The following is a 14,149-nucleotide window of genomic DNA, read 5'->3' on the forward strand; positions in this document are numbered from 1 at the left end:
GGTGGCCCGGCTCCCGTCACAGCCCATTGATGGCACTGAGCCAAAGATCACTAACTGCGCTTCGCTGACATTCGAACGAGGCGCAGCATAGTTCCAATCTGTCGTGACGGCCTGAAGGTTGAACTTCGTTCCTGTTCCCGGACATCGGGGTAATTTCCCCCTGTTCAGGAAAGGAGCATGGAATGGGACAATCGAGACTGACGTTCACAAATGAATTCAAAGCCGCGGCTGTTGGTCGGCTTTATGAGCCTGGTTCCACATAAACCGGTGTCGCGAAGCAACTGGGGGTGACGGGCTCTCAGTCGAAGACCTGGTGTCTGGAGATCGAAGCGGCAGGATCGATGGCGGCACTGCGCAGGCAACAGGCGGAGGCGGCGGAACCGGACCGTCTGCGGAAGGAAAACAAACGCTTGAAGCTGGAAAATGAGATCCTCGAGAAATCTTCCGCTTCTTTCGCCTCAAGGGCAGCGAAGACATGAACACGAGACGTGCTTTCGTCGCTGCCCACAAGACTGTTTATCCGATCGCTCAGCTCTGTCACATTGTTGGTGTTGCGCGCAGCTGGCTTTATGGCTTTGTTTAGTAGCACCCTGCCCGAGATCAGCGGCAAAAGCAGCGTACCGACCGGGATGCCGAGCTGCTGCCAAAAATAAAAGCGGCTTTCTCCCGAAGCAAAAAACGGTATGGGTCAAAGCGGGTCCACCAGGATCTGAAAGCCGATGGCGAGGCAGCCTTGGAGTAGTGTGCGGCCAGAATAATTCGTAAAAACAATGCCTTGCCGCTCCTGTGAAAACGCCACAAGCCGCGCACTACAGACAGCAATCACAGCCTCAAACCCTCACCAAATCTGTTGGAACAACATCTCGATTGTACCGTACTGAACCGGGTTTGTCTCGCTGACATTACTTACGCCGATACGGATGAAGGCTGGCTCGATGTCGGCGCCATCCAAGACATGGCCAGGCGTGAAATCGTGGGCTGGCCATGGACGATCATCTGCGATCCGAACTGTGCTGTGATGCCTTGAACATGGCCCTGGGGGTCGTGGCCCGGTGCCAGATCTCATTCACCATTCGGATCGCGGCGCGCAATACGCTGGCAGCGAATACCGTGTACTGCTCGGGTCTGCGAAGATCATCCAATCAATGAGCCGAACCGGCGAGTGTCTGGACAAGGCTCCGATGGAAAGTTTCTTTGCGTCGCTGAAAAAGGAGTGGTGCACCAAAACCGGTTCAAAACGCGCGACCAAGCAAAGGCTGCGATCTTCGAATACAAAGAAGTATTCGAAGATCGCCAGCGCCGACACTCCGCCATAGGCTACCTCCCCCCGCGCAAGCATACGAAACCATGACTTGGAAAATCGCAGCATAGGGGCAATAATCAAACTGTCCGGAAAGCGGGAGGAACTCCCGGCGCTTCAAGCGCCAACATTCTGGATAATTTCAAGTCACTTCTCAAACTGTCTGAGCGTACTTTGATGTTGATCTTTTCTGGCGTTGAAAGCCTCGCAAGACAGATCACGCAAGAGGGGCAATTGACCTATTTGCTCCGACCTCTGGCGTTCGCCGAAATCTCTATGGCCAACAAGGACGACCAGTCCGAGCTGCACACTCTTTGCCACGCCTATGCCCAGAAGGCCGAACTTGGTCTCGGGAGGCTTCCGTCACGTGATTTCTACAACAGGCTAGCGACCGCTGGCGCGTTTCGTTTGGAGCCGGTGATCGAGCTGCTGATTGATGCTTGCATCGTGGCATTATCGAAAGGTCGCGCCGCATTGTCGGTATCGGATTTTTGCAAGGCCTTTACGGATGCCACCGGGGTGCAGCCCGGTTACTTGCCGTTTTTGATCGACGACTACGAAGTACTTTTTGAGGCCAAAAAGATCTTTGCACTTTGGGAGGGAAAACGGATTTAGTCCCAAGACATCCATACGGTTTCAACCCGCCCACTCTTCTAAGTTGGTTTTTTTCTGGGCATTCGCGGGATGCAGGATCGGGCACGTTTATGCCTTGAATCGGCAATGATTTGATGTGAGGGCGGAAGGTGCCTATTTTCTAGTTTATAAACAAAGCGTTACGATTGATTCGAGTTGCTGGGATCCGAAATGGGCAGTGTTATGCTGTAATGACAAGAACTTGACCTGCTGCGCGGGCCATGCGACCGCAGATACGAAAGAGTGGTAACCAAAAAAAGGACGCCCAATGCTGCGCCCATTGTACGATCGAACCATGTCCCTGGCCGATCATCCTAAAGCCCTGTGGTGGCTGGCCGCTGTGGCTTTTATCGAAAGCTCGGTTTTCCCGATACCGCCAGATGTTCTGATGATTCCGATGATCCTGGCGCGCCCGTCGCGGGCCTGGCTGATTGCGCTGGTGGCTTTGGTCGCTTCTGTTGCCGGTGGCGTATTGGGCTATGCGATTGGTGCGTTCTTTTACGAGGGCTTAGGCCAGCCGATCCTGGAAACGATGGGCAAAGGCCATGCCATGGAAGAGTTCAACACCAAGTTCAATGACTTTGGGTTCTGGGCTGTTCTGGGCGCGGGCATTACCCCGTTCCCCTATAAGGTCATCACCATCATGTCCGGCTGGACAGGCATGCCGATCGGGACGTTCATCGCCACCTCGATTCTGGCGCGCGCGTTGCGTTTCTTTATGGTGGCAGGTCTGTTGCGGGCTTTTGGCGCACCTGTGAGGGAGTTCATAGAAAAGCGCCTTGGTTTGGTGTTCACAGCCTTCGTCGTCCTGCTGTTTGGCGGCTTCCTGGTCTTGAGGTTCTTGTAAATGCGAAGATTTTTGACGGGTGTTGCGGCTTTTGGGTCTGCTGCAATTCTGCTGGGTGCGCTTGGGTTTCAGTACCTGGGCGAGCTTGCGCCGTGTAAACTGTGTTACTGGCAGCGCTACCCCCATATGGCCGCCATTGCCATTGCGGTTGTCGCCCTGTTCCTGCCTGCAACGGTCCTGTTTTACCTGGGGGCTTTGGCTGCGCTGGCGACTGCCGGGGTTGGTTTCTTTCATGTTGGGGTTGAACAAGGGTGGTGGAAAGGCCCAAGCACCTGCACCTCTGCACCGATTGGTGGTCTTTCCCCGGATCAGCTGATGGAACAGATCATGTCCGCGCCTTTGGTACGCTGTGATGAGATCGCGTGGCAGTTCCTGAATGTGTCGATGGCAGGTTGGAACACAATCCTGTCCCTTTTCCTTGCCCTGATCTGGGTGGCCGCTGCCCGCCACACGCGTTGAAAATGGGATACAGCTGAGCCTGCGGCTCAGCTGTCCTTCTTGGTCGCCAGCAACAGGTTGGTCTCGCTGGTTGTGACACCTTCGATCAACCGAACCTTGGCCAAAGCCGCGTCAAAATCCTCCAGCGTTTCGGTTCCCAGTTCCACAATCAGATCCCAGCGCCCGTTGGTCGTATGGATCGCGCGCACCTCTGCAAGCCCCTGAAGCTGGCGGACAATCCGGTTGGTACCGCGCCCCTCAATCCCGATCAGCATCAAACCCCGCACGGGATCACGCAGCACGTCTTCTTTCAGAACAACCGTAAATCCCAGTATATCGCCGCGCGCCTGTAACCGTTCGATGCGACTGCGCACTGTGGTGCGCGACAGGTTCAGCTGCGCTGCAAGGTCAGAAAGAGACGCCCGTGCGTCATGGCGCAGAGCTGAGATCAGGCGTTCGTCCACTTTGTCCATTTAAGTTTCCGTTTTGGCTGTTTGGCTTCCGGTATGGTCACAAATATGGGTTTTTTCTACCCTTTATGAATGGATAAATCGTTTCTAACACAGAGACGGAGTTCATATCCGATGGTTCAACATTGTATTTTGGTTGGTGCACCCCTGGACAGCGGCAAGCTGCGCAACGGGTGTTTGATGGGGCCTGATGCATATCGCACGGCGGGGCTGGGGGATGCGCTTGCGGGGCTTGGCCATAAGGTCACAGACCGTGGCAACATTCTGCCGGAACCGTTTATACCGGAGCATGCTGAAACCCACCCGCATGCCTTGAATGAAACGGTGGCCTGGACAACAGCCTTGCAAAAGGTGGCCGCCGCTACAATGGCCGAGGGGGTTCCCATTTTCCTTGGCGGAGATCACGCCTTGGCCATGGGAACCGTGACCGGAGTTACTTCATACGCCGCCCAGGTGAAACGCCCGCAGTTTGTACTCTGGCTTGACGCGCATTCGGATTTCCACACGCTTGCAACCTCCGAAAGCGGCAATCTCCACGGAACACCTGCTGCCTATTTTACCGGGGTGCCCGGGTTTGGACCCTTTCCACCCGTCGTTCATCCGGTTCCGCATAAAAATGTCTGTATGATGGGGCTGCGCTCGGTGGATCATATGGAGCGCAAAGCGATGCGGGATACCGGCATTCACCTGCACGACATGCGCGATATCGACGAAAACGGCATCGTCAAACCGCTGCAACGCTTCCTGCAACGGGTCGCAACTGAAAACGGAATGCTGCATGTGTCGCTGGACGTGGATTTCCTGGATCCTTCTGTCGCACCGGCGGTTGGAACAACCGTGCCAGGCGGCGCAACTGTGCGCGAAGCCCATCTGGTCTGTGAGATTCTCCATGACAGCGGTCTTGTGACCTCGATGGATCTGGTCGAGCTGAACCCGTTTCTGGACGAACGCGGCCGCACGGCACATCTGATGGTCGACCTGTGCGCCTCGGCCTTTGGGCGTCGGGTTTTTGACCGCTCAACCCGCAGTTTTTTGTAATCCACATACGCCAAGGCAGGACAGAATAATGACCCAACCATCACACAAGGCATTGGTACCCTTTGTCAGCGTCGCCAATATGATGCAGCTGATCCACCACATTGGCATAGAAGAGATGCTGAAAGGTCTGGCCACCTATATCGAGGATGATTTCAAACGCTGGGAGTCCTTTGACAAGACCCCGCGTGTGGCCAGCCATTCCGACGTGGGCGTGATCGAGCTGATGCCCACATCCGACGGGGAGGCCTATGGGTTCAAGTACGTAAATGGCCACCCCAAGAACACCTCAGAAGGGCTGCAGACAGTCACCGCCTTTGGCCTTCTGGCGGATGTTTATACCGGCTATCCGGTGCTTTTGACAGAGATGACGATTTTAACCGCCCTGCGCACCGCGGCCACTTCGGCGATGGTTGCCAAACATCTGGCCCCCCAAGGTGCGGATACCATGGCGATGATCGGCAATGGGGCGCAGTCCGAATTCCAGACCCTCGCGATGAAGGCAATCTGTGATCTGAAAACAGTGCGCCTTTATGACAAAGATCCCGCCGCAACACGTAAATGTGCGCAAAACCTCTCGGGTCTTGGGATGAACTTTGTCTCCTGCAGCACGCCCGAAGAGGCAATTCAGGGAGCGCAGATCCTGACAACCTGCACTGCGGACAAGCAATGTGCCACGATTCTGACCGACAATATGGTGGGTGCCGGGGTGCATATTAATGCGATTGGTGGGGACTGCCCGGGCAAGACCGAACTGGCTGCGGGCATCCTGTCCCGTTCAGATGTCTTTGTGGAATTCCCGCCGCAAACCCGTATCGAGGGGGAAATTCAACAGATGCCCAAAGACTTCCCGGTGACGGAATTCTGGAAAGTTGTCACCGGTCAGGAGCCAGGGCGACGCGACGCTCGCCAGATCACCCTGTTTGACAGCGTCGGTTTTGCGATCGAGGATTTTTCAGCCCTCAGGTATATCCGCGATCATATCGCAGGTACCGGGTTTTACGAGGACCTCGATATGTTGGCTGACCCAGATGATCCGCGCGACCTCTTTGGAATGCTGGCCCGCGCCAAAACCTGAGCTGCTGCTTCGGAGAGATCCGAGAGATCTACTGTAACAAATAAGCAGGCCCAATGGCCTGCTTATTACATTCAACAGACAAGTCTTACGCGTCCAGTTCCGTGTCCCAATACAGGAAATCCATCCAGCTTTCGTGCAGATGATTTGGCGGAAATTTTCTGCCAGTGTTGCGTAATTCTTCAGCACCTGGACGGCGCGGAGGTTTGCGCAGGGACATACCCGCCCTGTGCAGCGACTTGGAACCCTTCTTCAGGTTGCAGGGGGAGCAAGCCGCAACCACGTTTTCCCAGCTTGTAACGCCCCCGGCGGCGCGTGGCACAACGTGATCAAAGGTCAAATCCCCCTTGGCCCCGCAGTACTGACAACAGAATTCATCCCGTAAAAATAAATTAAAGCGCGTGAAGGCCACGCGCTTTTGAGGTTTGACATAGTCTTTCAGTACAACAACCGAAGGTATTCGGATTTCGGTGCTCGGGCTGCGGACGGTTTCGTCATATTCCGCAACAATATCAACGCGATCCAACCAGGCTGCTTTGATCGCATCCTGCCAGGGCCACAGGGATAAAGGATAGTATGACAAGGGGCGGTAATCCGCGTTCAACACCAAAGCCGGGTGGTGGCGTAATGCGCCCGGTGCTCTTACAAACTCTGTCCTGAAATCGCCGTCCATGGGTAACGTCTTCCTCGCCCTGTCTGCCTCACTGGCACCAGAGCGGGGAGCCCCGCCCCAGCTATCTAAAACTATATATCGTGGTTAAGCTGAGGCAACCCCCAAGTGTCCACAATATGTCGCAGGGTTTATTTCGATTCCGTGACAGGGACGTGACAGTTATCCACAGGCTGTCCGGGTGATCAAAGGCTTGCCAGAGCTTGCCCCTGCCCCTATGGCAGCCCCATGGCCCGATTGATCCGCTTTAACAAACCCTTTGATGTGCTGCCGCAGTTTACGGATAGCGCGCATACCGACAGTCCACGCAAAACGCTGAGTGATTTTATCGACTGTCCCGGCGTTTACCCGGCTGGCCGTCTGGATCGTGACAGCGAAGGGTTGATGCTGTTGACAGATACCGGGCGTGTTCAGGCGTGGATCAGTGACCCGGCGCATAAGCTACCGAAGACCTATTGGGTGCAGGTGGAGGGTATTCCGGATGAGGCCGCGTTGGAGGCTCTGCGCAAAGGGGTTGAGCTGAAGGACGGGCTGACACGGCCCGCCAAAGCGCGGTTGATCACGCAGCCCTCTAACCTTTGGGCGCGTGTGCCGCCTGTTCGGGAGCGTAAAACCGTGCCGGACCGTTGGCTGGAGCTGACCATTACCGAAGGGAAGAACAGGCAGGTACGCCGGATGACAGCGGCTGTTGGCCATCCGACTTTGCGATTGATCCGCTATGCCGTCGGTGCCTGGACGCTGGAGGATCTGCCCCAGGGCACGTGGCAGGATCTTGAGGTTCCCCGGATTCCGGGGCGCCCCAAACCGTCACAGAAACCGCCGCGCCGCCCAAAAGCCCAGACCCGCTCCCGAGGCAATGACGCCCAAGACAAAAAGCCGCGCAAACCCAGACGGCCGCGCGGCTCTTAAACGCTATTCCGGTTTGGATCAGAGGCTCAGCACATCCCGCATAAAGGCAAGAGAGACCCCCAAACCATCCGGGTCAATCCCGTGGGCGGTGCCTTTCATGATATGGGCATAGACATCCTTGAACCCAGCCTCTTGCAGTGCTTCGGCAGCCTGAGGCAAGGATTCGATCGGGACCACATCATCCTGATCGCCATGGACTAGAAGAATCGGCATACGCGAAACCACTTCGTCGTTCAGAAGTTCAGGCCGCATCAACCGTCCGGAAAACCCGACAACTCCGGCCACTGGATCCTCGCGGCGCGGCGCTACATGCAGGCTCATCATGGTGCCCTGACTAAAGCCCAGAAGAACAACCTGTTCCGGCAGCAGGTCCTCATCCACCATCAGCGCATCCAAAAAGGCGTTCAGATCTTCGGCTGCAGCCAGTAGGCCACGTTCAGCCTCTTCCTCGGAAGAGCCGTCGATCCATGGGATCGGAAACCACTGAAACCCCATCGGCGCACCGGCACAGGCCTCGGGAGCGTCGGGCGCTACAAACAGCGTATCGGGCAAATGCTCTGCCAAAGGATCGGCCATGCCCAAAAGGTCGGCCCCATTTGCGCCATAGCCATGGAGGAACACCACGGCAGATCTGGTTTCGCCCGAAAGCGGCGCTTTGCGGCCGGCGTTCAATACACGTGTCATCGGATCCCTTCCCTGTCCTTTGCCACTCGGTAATAGGCCCACAAGAGCCGCGCCGCAACCGCTCGCCACGGGGACCAGTCTTCGGCCATCTGGCGCAGAACCCGTTCTTTGGGACGCTCTTCCAGATCAAAGAGAATACGCGCGGCTTCCTGTAAGGCCAGATCGCCGGGTGCAAACACATCTGCGCGCCCCAGTGAAAACATGGCATAGATCTCAGCCGTCCAGATCCCGATCCCTGGCACTTCGGTCAACGTGCTGATGACCGCATCATCGGGGGCGTCACGCAGCGCTTTGAAGTTGATCCTTGCCTCGGCCAGAGCGCGGGCATAGCGGATCTTCTGACGGCTAAGGCCGACGGCGCGCAGCTCTTCGTCGCTGGCCCAGATGATCTTGCGCGGGCCGGTCAGACGGGCATCGCGCATCCGTTTCCAGATTGCCGCCGCCGCAGCAACGCTGACCTGCTGGCTGACAATCGCACTTAGAAGTTGCTCAAACCCATCGGGTTTACGGCGCAGTGGCAAAGGGCCCGTCATATCCAGCGCAGCGGCAAAACGCGGGTCATGCCTGCACAGCCAGTCGGCCCCTTCACGGACACATGCGTCCGTGGTGATAACCCGGCCAATGTCAGAGGGCGGTTTGGTCGCCATGCCCATATCTCCCACGATGTTGCACATTGCAGACCTGTGATTGTACCAATGGTTGCGAGTCACTTGTTCCGCATTCTCCTTAGGAGTAGGCAGTTGCCATGACAATGACCATGACCGCCCCCGATGATCGTGTTGCCAAGCGCAACGTTGCCATTTTGGTGATCGCTCAGGCTATTCTGGGTGCTCAGATGCCGATGATCTTTACGATTGGTGGCCTTGCCGGACAGTCCCTTGCGACGAACGCCTGTTTCGCAACCTTGCCGATTTCGCTGATTGTGGCGGGGTCAATGCTGGCGGCCAACCCGGTTTCTGCTGTTATGCAACGTTATGGACGACGGGTGGGGTTCGTGATTGGTGCCTTGTTTGGGGCCGTGGGCGCAGCTGTTGGGGCATATGGGCTGTACTTGGGGTCGTTCCCGATCTTTCTGGCTGGTAGCCTGCTGACCGGTGTCTATATGAGCGCTCAGGGTTTTTATCGCTTTGCCGCGGCTGATACTGCCTCGGAGGCGTTCCGGCCCAAGGCGATCTCCTATGTCATGGCGGGCGGGCTTTTGGCGGCTGTTGTGGGGCGAACCCTGGTTGTGGAAACCTCTGACGCCTTTGTGGTGCCATTTATGGGCACGTATATGGTGATCATCCTACTGAACCTCGTGGGTGCGTTGATCTTTTTCCTTTTGCGGATACCTTTACCAGAACGGCCTTCGGCCGCTACTCCGCCGAGCCGATCACGCTGGGAGCTTCTGAAGGATCCTGTGATCTCTACCGCTGTGATCTGTGCCGTCGTGTCTTATGCGCTGATGAACCTTGTCATGACGTCCACCCCATTGGCGGTTGTCGGCTGTGGCTTTGGTCAGGGAGATGCGGCAAATGTGGTCATGAGCCACGTTCTGGCGATGTATATCCCCTCGTTCTTTACCGGTCATCTGATTGTACGTTTCGGCGTGGAAAAGGTTGTTGGAGCGGGGCTTGTCATCCTTGCCGGTGCGGGTGCCGTCGCGCTGAGCGGCGTGACGCTGGAAAACTTCTTTATCGCGCTGATCCTGCTCGGTTTGGGCTGGAACTTTGGCTTTATCGGGGCAACCACCATGTTGGCGAGCGGACATGAGGGACATGAAAAAGGCCGGATGCAGGGGCTGAACGACTTCCTCGTATTTGGGGGGGTGACCGTTGCGTCGCTGTCTTCAGGGGGATTGATGAACTGTTCCGGCGGCACTCCAACCGAAGGATGGACCGCTGTGAATATGGCGATGGCCCCCTTCCTGGTACTGGCTGGGGTGGCGCTTTTGCGCCTGATGATGCGCCCCCGTCTGGCGTGATCTGGCCTTGTATTGTTTTGGGTAAGGCAGGTACTGCCTTACCATTTCCCGGTGCTGGAACACCACATCAGGCGCAGGCGTTTCCTGAATTCGCTCATACCTAATGCGCCCTGTGCGACACGCTCTGGCTCTGAAAGGGCCTGATGCAAAATCGCGCTACTCTGCCAGCTGGACAGCAGAGCAAGGCGGGCCGAGCGGTCTACCGCCCCTGCTCCGCGCCGTGATTTTTGCAAAGCGTCCAATCCGATCTGCGCGAGCTCTTGCACCCCTGCTGCTGTGCCATCGACCATCGGAATACGGTTCTGGCGCTCCAGCTCGGGAATTGCACGCAGCCAGCTGGCCACCCCATGGGCCAGACCACAGGCCCGAACCGTGCCCTCATCAGCAGATCCGAGAGTTGCCGCAGAGATCCACATCAGATTTCCGGCGGTATCAGCAAGATATTTCACCAACCCATCAAGGTCCGAAAACGGGTCGCGGTAAATGTCCCAACGCCGCGCCTCTGCCATCGCGTCAATGTCATGGGCCAAAACTGGTGACAGGATTTCCCCCAAAGGGGTCGCGACAAAGTGGCGACGGGGCGTTTTGCCTTCTGCGATCTCTGCGCCCACATCGCGCCACCACTGAACCCGCATCTCTGCAATCATGCTTTCCTGACTGGCCCAGGGGGCGCGGGACAGTTCTGCGTTAAAAGCATAAAGCACGAACAGTTTCAGCCGCGCAGCTAAAGGGGCTGCCATGGCGGCTTGAAACCGGTCAGGATCTGCGCGTTGCACCAGTTCGGCGCAGGCCCGCAGGTCGTCGTTGAACACAAGCTCGGGCACCGGGTTACTCCGCGGCCTCGGCCAGGGTTTCGCAGTGCAGCAAACGCCAGTTTACAGCGTCCAGCATCGCCTCAAAGGAGGCGTCTATTATGTTGGCGCTGACGCCAACGGTTGACCAGCGTCGCCCGGATGCGTCCTCGCTGTCAATGATAACCCGTGTTACAGCCTCGGTGCCGCCTTGGGTGATACGCACTTTGAAGTCCACCAGCCGCATGTCGTCCAGCGGCGCCGAATACCGGCCCAGATCTTTGCGCAGCGCTTTTGAAAGCGCGTTGACCGGACCGCGGTCGCTGCCGGTCTCATCCAGAGATTCGCTCACCGAAAGGCGTTTCTCTCCGTCGACCTTCACAACCACCACCGCCTCGGACAGGCTGACCATCTTGTCGTATTTGTTTTTACGACGTTCCACAGACACCCGGTAGCGTTTGACCTCAAAGAATTCTGGACACAGGCCCAGCTCTCGCCGCGCCAGCAGTTCAAACGAGGCTTGCGCCGTGTCATAAGAGTAGCCCTGCGCCTCACGCTCCTTCACGGTCTCCAGAATACGTGCCAGCGCCGGATCGTCCTTGGCCACGTCCAACCCCGCCTCAAACAACCGTTTGCGCAGGTTTGATTGTCCGGCCTGATTGGACATCGGGATAATACGGCTGTTGCCAACAACGGCAGGGTCCACATGTTCATATGTGGACGGATCCTTCAGGATTGCACTGGCATGCAAGCCCGCCTTATGAGCAAAGGCAGAAGCCCCCACATAGGGCGCTTGTTTTTGCGGTACGCGGTTCAGGATCTCGTCCAGCATCCGGCTAACCTGTCGCAACCCCGCCAGCGAGTCTTTTGTCACACCAACCTCAACCAGGCTGGCATAGGGCTCCTTCAGAACCAGCGTCGGAATCAGCGAGGTCAGATTGGCATTTCCACAGCGCTCGCCCAGCCCGTTCAACGTGCCCTGGATCTGTCTGACACCGGCTTCCACAGCCGCCAAAGAACAGGCCACAGCCTGTTCCGTATCATTGTGGCAATGGATCGCCAGCTTGGCACCGGGAATTCCGCTGTTTATTACAGATGTTACCACCTCGCGGACCACAGTCGGCTGGGTGCCCCCGTTGGTGTCACACAGAACAATCCAACGCGCGCCCGCATCCAGCGCGGCGCGGCAGCAGGCCAAGGCATATTCAGGATTGTCACGGTAGCCATCAAAGAAATGCTCGGCATCAAACAACGCTTCCCGTCCCTGCGCGATGATATGCGCAACCGAGGCCCTGATGTTTTCCAGGTTTTCCTCCAACGAGATACCAAGCGCCTGAGACACATGGTAGTCGTGGCTTTTGCCAACCAGACAGACCGCAGCGGTGCCAGCGTTGAGCACGGCGGCCAGAACATCGTCGTTTTCCGCCGAGCGCCCTGCCCGTTTTGTCATTCCAAAGGCCGTTACTGTCGCGCGCGTCTTGGGGGCGTCGTCAAAAAACGCGCTGTCAGTGGGGTTGGCCCCGGGCCAGCCTCCTTCGATGTAATCCACCCCAAGCCCGTCCAGCGCGGCGGCTATCTGCTGTTTCTCGGCGGTCGAAAACTGAACGCCCTGCGTCTGCTGCCCGTCCCGCAGAGTGGTGTCATAAAGGTAAAGGCGGTCTTTGCTCATTGGGATGCCTCGTTTTCGGCGATCTTTATAAACTGCTCATTTACCTCGTTTAGCTGCTTTGCCAATGAAACTGACTTCCAGCGACCTTTTGCATTTGTGACCGCTTCGACCCCGTTGACGTCGCAAAGTAACTTAAACTCCTCCGGGGAAAGTTTAAGTTTACCGTCCAATGCTGGAGCAGAAAGTCCAAGCCAACCGAGCTCTTGCCTCCCAAAGTCCACTGACCAATTATCCTCCTGCCCGTCATCGACTGCAATTCCTGCCATAGCGAGGAGGCCTCTTATTGCATCAGCTTTTGCCCATTCTTTTTCATGTCGGGCGACTATTCTTGCATTAATTAACTGTTCGACACGATTAGACAGGTCGTCTTTGATGGTTTGATTTTCCCATCCCCCCAGCTCTTCGGACAATAGACCCAACATACGTGCAGACGCCAAAAGCGTGGCCGCATCATTGGCGGCGGCCAGCCTATGCATCTCAGCTACAGCTCCGGCGGTGTTCAGATCATCTGCGAGTGCGTCCAGGACCGCGGCAGCAGCGCTGGCGGCGGGTTCGATGCCAGCTGTCAGCGCGCGCCACTTGCGTAACGTCGCCTCGGCCTGCTTTGCCTTTTCTTCGGTCCAATCCATCGGCTTGCGGTAATGGGTCTGCATAAACACAAAGCGGATCACCTCACCCGGGATGCCCTGATCCAGCAGATCCTTGACCGTGAAGAAATTGCCCAGTGATTTGGACATTTTCTTACCCTCGACCTGCAGCATCTCATTGTGCAGCCAGAACCGGGCAAATTCGCCGTCCGGATTGGCGCAGCAGCTTTGGGCAATCTCATTTTCATGGTGCGGGAACATCAGATCATTGCCGCCCCCATGAATGTCAAAGCTCGCCCCCAGCAGATCGCGGCTCATGGCGGAGCATTCAATGTGCCAGCCCGGACGCCCACGTCCCCAGGGGCTGTCCCATCCCGGCTGGTCGTCAGTGGACGGTTTCCACAGAACAAAATCCATCGGGTCGCGTTTGTTGTCGGCAATCTCAACCCGCGCTCCGGCGATCATATCATCAACCGACCGCCCCGACAGCGCGCCATAGGACTCGTAGCTTTTGACAGAGAACAGCACGTGCCCGGCCCCGTCCGAATAGGCGTGACCCCGTGCGATCAGGTCTTCGATCATCACGATCATTTCGGTGATATAGGCGGTTGCGCGCGGCATATGGGTTGGCTCCAACGCGCCAAGCGCCCCCATGTCATCTAGGAACCACTGGGTCGTTTCTGCCGTTATCTCACTGATTTCACGCCCGCTTTCAGCCGCGCGGGCGTTGATTTTGTCATCCACATCCGTGAAATTCCGGGCGTAGGTGACATGCTTTGGGCCGTAGACCTCTTGCAGCAACCGAAACAGCACATCAAACACCACAACAGGTCGTGCGTTGCCCAAATGGGCCCGATCGTAAACCGTCGGCCCACAGACGTACATGCGCACATTCTGCTCATCAATTGGCGCAAAGACCTCTTTCTTGCGGGTCTTGGTATTGTGCAATTTGATCGTCGTCATGACAGCTCCCTTGGATCGCCCCGGCCCGGCACGAAATTGCAGTCCTAAATGCGCAAAAGATGCGCAGCGCGGGCTTAGCAGCTTGTCAGAAAGAAGAAAACGACAGAAACCAGCC

Annotated in this window: 16 protein-coding genes; 8 read left to right on the plus strand and 8 right to left on the minus strand. The window is 56.9% G+C overall.

Annotated features, from left to right (window positions below; translation table 11 throughout):
- Positions 1-298 precede the first annotated feature (298 nt).
- Positions 299-610 carry a hypothetical protein gene (locus ACXAEW_RS15610; protein ID WP_474942194.1) on the minus strand — a complete coding sequence of 104 codons (312 nt, stop codon included), beginning with the start codon at positions 608-610 and terminating at the stop codon, positions 299-301.
- Positions 611-649: 39 nt separating this feature from the next.
- Between ACXAEW_RS15610 and ACXAEW_RS15615 the strand changes: the two genes are divergently transcribed.
- The 4 genes from ACXAEW_RS15615 (at position 650) to ACXAEW_RS15630 (ending at position 3,239) form a co-directional block, all read left to right on the plus strand.
- Positions 650-742: a hypothetical protein gene (locus ACXAEW_RS15615; RefSeq protein ID WP_474943050.1), complete on the plus strand. Its 93-nt coding sequence runs from the start codon at positions 650-652 to the stop codon at positions 740-742.
- A gap of 735 nt (positions 743-1,477) precedes the next feature.
- Positions 1,478-1,915: a hypothetical protein gene (locus ACXAEW_RS15620; protein ID WP_474942195.1), complete on the plus strand. Its 438-nt coding sequence runs from the start codon at positions 1,478-1,480 to the stop codon at positions 1,913-1,915.
- 286 nt (positions 1,916-2,201) lie between these two features.
- Positions 2,202-2,780 carry a YqaA family protein gene (locus ACXAEW_RS15625; protein ID WP_474942196.1) on the plus strand — a complete coding sequence of 193 codons (579 nt, stop codon included), beginning with the start codon at positions 2,202-2,204 and terminating at the stop codon, positions 2,778-2,780.
- Positions 2,781-3,239, plus strand: coding sequence for a disulfide bond formation protein B (locus ACXAEW_RS15630; protein WP_474942197.1), 459 nt, complete (start codon positions 2,781-2,783; stop codon positions 3,237-3,239).
- A 26-nt stretch (positions 3,240-3,265) separates the two neighbouring features.
- Here ACXAEW_RS15630 and ACXAEW_RS15635 read toward each other — a convergent pair whose 3' ends face one another.
- Positions 3,266-3,691 carry an Lrp/AsnC family transcriptional regulator gene (locus ACXAEW_RS15635; protein ID WP_474942198.1) on the minus strand — a complete coding sequence of 142 codons (426 nt, stop codon included), beginning with the start codon at positions 3,689-3,691 and terminating at the stop codon, positions 3,266-3,268.
- A 111-nt stretch (positions 3,692-3,802) separates the two neighbouring features.
- On the opposite strand from ACXAEW_RS15635, the gene rocF reads away from it, so the two are divergent.
- Positions 3,803-4,726, plus strand: coding sequence for an arginase (gene rocF, locus ACXAEW_RS15640; protein ID WP_474942199.1), 924 nt, complete (start codon positions 3,803-3,805; stop codon positions 4,724-4,726).
- Between the two features lie 28 nt (positions 4,727-4,754).
- The gene (locus ACXAEW_RS15645; RefSeq protein ID WP_474942200.1) at positions 4,755-5,801 is read left to right on the plus strand and encodes an ornithine cyclodeaminase; all 1,047 of its coding nucleotides are present in this window, start codon (positions 4,755-4,757) and stop codon (positions 5,799-5,801) included.
- Positions 5,802-5,886: 85 nt separating this feature from the next.
- Here the strand turns inward: ACXAEW_RS15645 and ACXAEW_RS15650 are convergent, their stop codons facing one another.
- Positions 5,887-6,471: an HNH endonuclease gene (locus tag ACXAEW_RS15650; RefSeq protein WP_474942201.1), complete on the minus strand. Its 585-nt coding sequence runs from the start codon at positions 6,469-6,471 to the stop codon at positions 5,887-5,889.
- A 225-nt stretch (positions 6,472-6,696) separates the two neighbouring features.
- Between ACXAEW_RS15650 and ACXAEW_RS15655 the strand changes: the two genes are divergently transcribed.
- Positions 6,697-7,377: a pseudouridine synthase gene (locus ACXAEW_RS15655; protein ID WP_474942202.1), complete on the plus strand. Its 681-nt coding sequence runs from the start codon at positions 6,697-6,699 to the stop codon at positions 7,375-7,377.
- 18 nt (positions 7,378-7,395) lie between these two features.
- Here ACXAEW_RS15655 and ACXAEW_RS15660 read toward each other — a convergent pair whose 3' ends face one another.
- Together ACXAEW_RS15660 and ACXAEW_RS15665 are read right to left on the minus strand one after the other, a co-directional pair.
- Positions 7,396-8,061 carry an alpha/beta hydrolase gene (locus ACXAEW_RS15660; protein WP_474942203.1) on the minus strand — a complete coding sequence of 222 codons (666 nt, stop codon included), beginning with the start codon at positions 8,059-8,061 and terminating at the stop codon, positions 7,396-7,398.
- Positions 8,058-8,708 (minus strand): DNA-3-methyladenine glycosylase family protein, encoded by a 651-nt coding sequence (locus ACXAEW_RS15665; protein ID WP_474942204.1) that lies wholly within the window; start codon positions 8,706-8,708, stop codon positions 8,058-8,060. The genes ACXAEW_RS15660 and ACXAEW_RS15665 overlap by 4 nt, the downstream gene beginning before the upstream one ends.
- Before the next feature lie 98 nt (positions 8,709-8,806).
- On the opposite strand from ACXAEW_RS15665, the gene ACXAEW_RS15670 reads away from it, so the two are divergent.
- Entirely contained in the window at positions 8,807-10,024 is a 1,218-nt protein-coding gene (locus ACXAEW_RS15670) for an MFS transporter (RefSeq protein WP_474942205.1), read from the plus strand.
- Between the two features lie 38 nt (positions 10,025-10,062).
- Here ACXAEW_RS15670 and ACXAEW_RS15675 read toward each other — a convergent pair whose 3' ends face one another.
- Genes ACXAEW_RS15675 through cysS form a run of 3 tightly spaced genes read right to left on the minus strand, consistent with a single transcriptional unit; the run spans position 10,063 to position 14,034 of the window.
- Positions 10,063-10,848, minus strand: a complete 786-nt coding sequence (locus ACXAEW_RS15675) for a squalene/phytoene synthase family protein (protein ID WP_474942206.1) — start codon at positions 10,846-10,848, stop codon at positions 10,063-10,065.
- Positions 10,849-10,852: 4 nt separating this feature from the next.
- The gene (gene cimA, locus ACXAEW_RS15680) at positions 10,853-12,484 is read right to left on the minus strand and encodes a citramalate synthase (protein WP_474942207.1); all 1,632 of its coding nucleotides are present in this window, start codon (positions 12,482-12,484) and stop codon (positions 10,853-10,855) included.
- Positions 12,481-14,034 carry a cysteine--tRNA ligase gene (gene cysS, locus ACXAEW_RS15685; RefSeq protein WP_474942208.1) on the minus strand — a complete coding sequence of 518 codons (1,554 nt, stop codon included), beginning with the start codon at positions 14,032-14,034 and terminating at the stop codon, positions 12,481-12,483. Before cysS ends, cimA begins: the two co-directional genes overlap by 4 nt.
- Between the last annotated feature and the right edge of the window lie 115 nt (positions 14,035-14,149).

The sequence above is a fragment of the Epibacterium sp. ABZ3_068 genome (assembly GCF_056159265.1).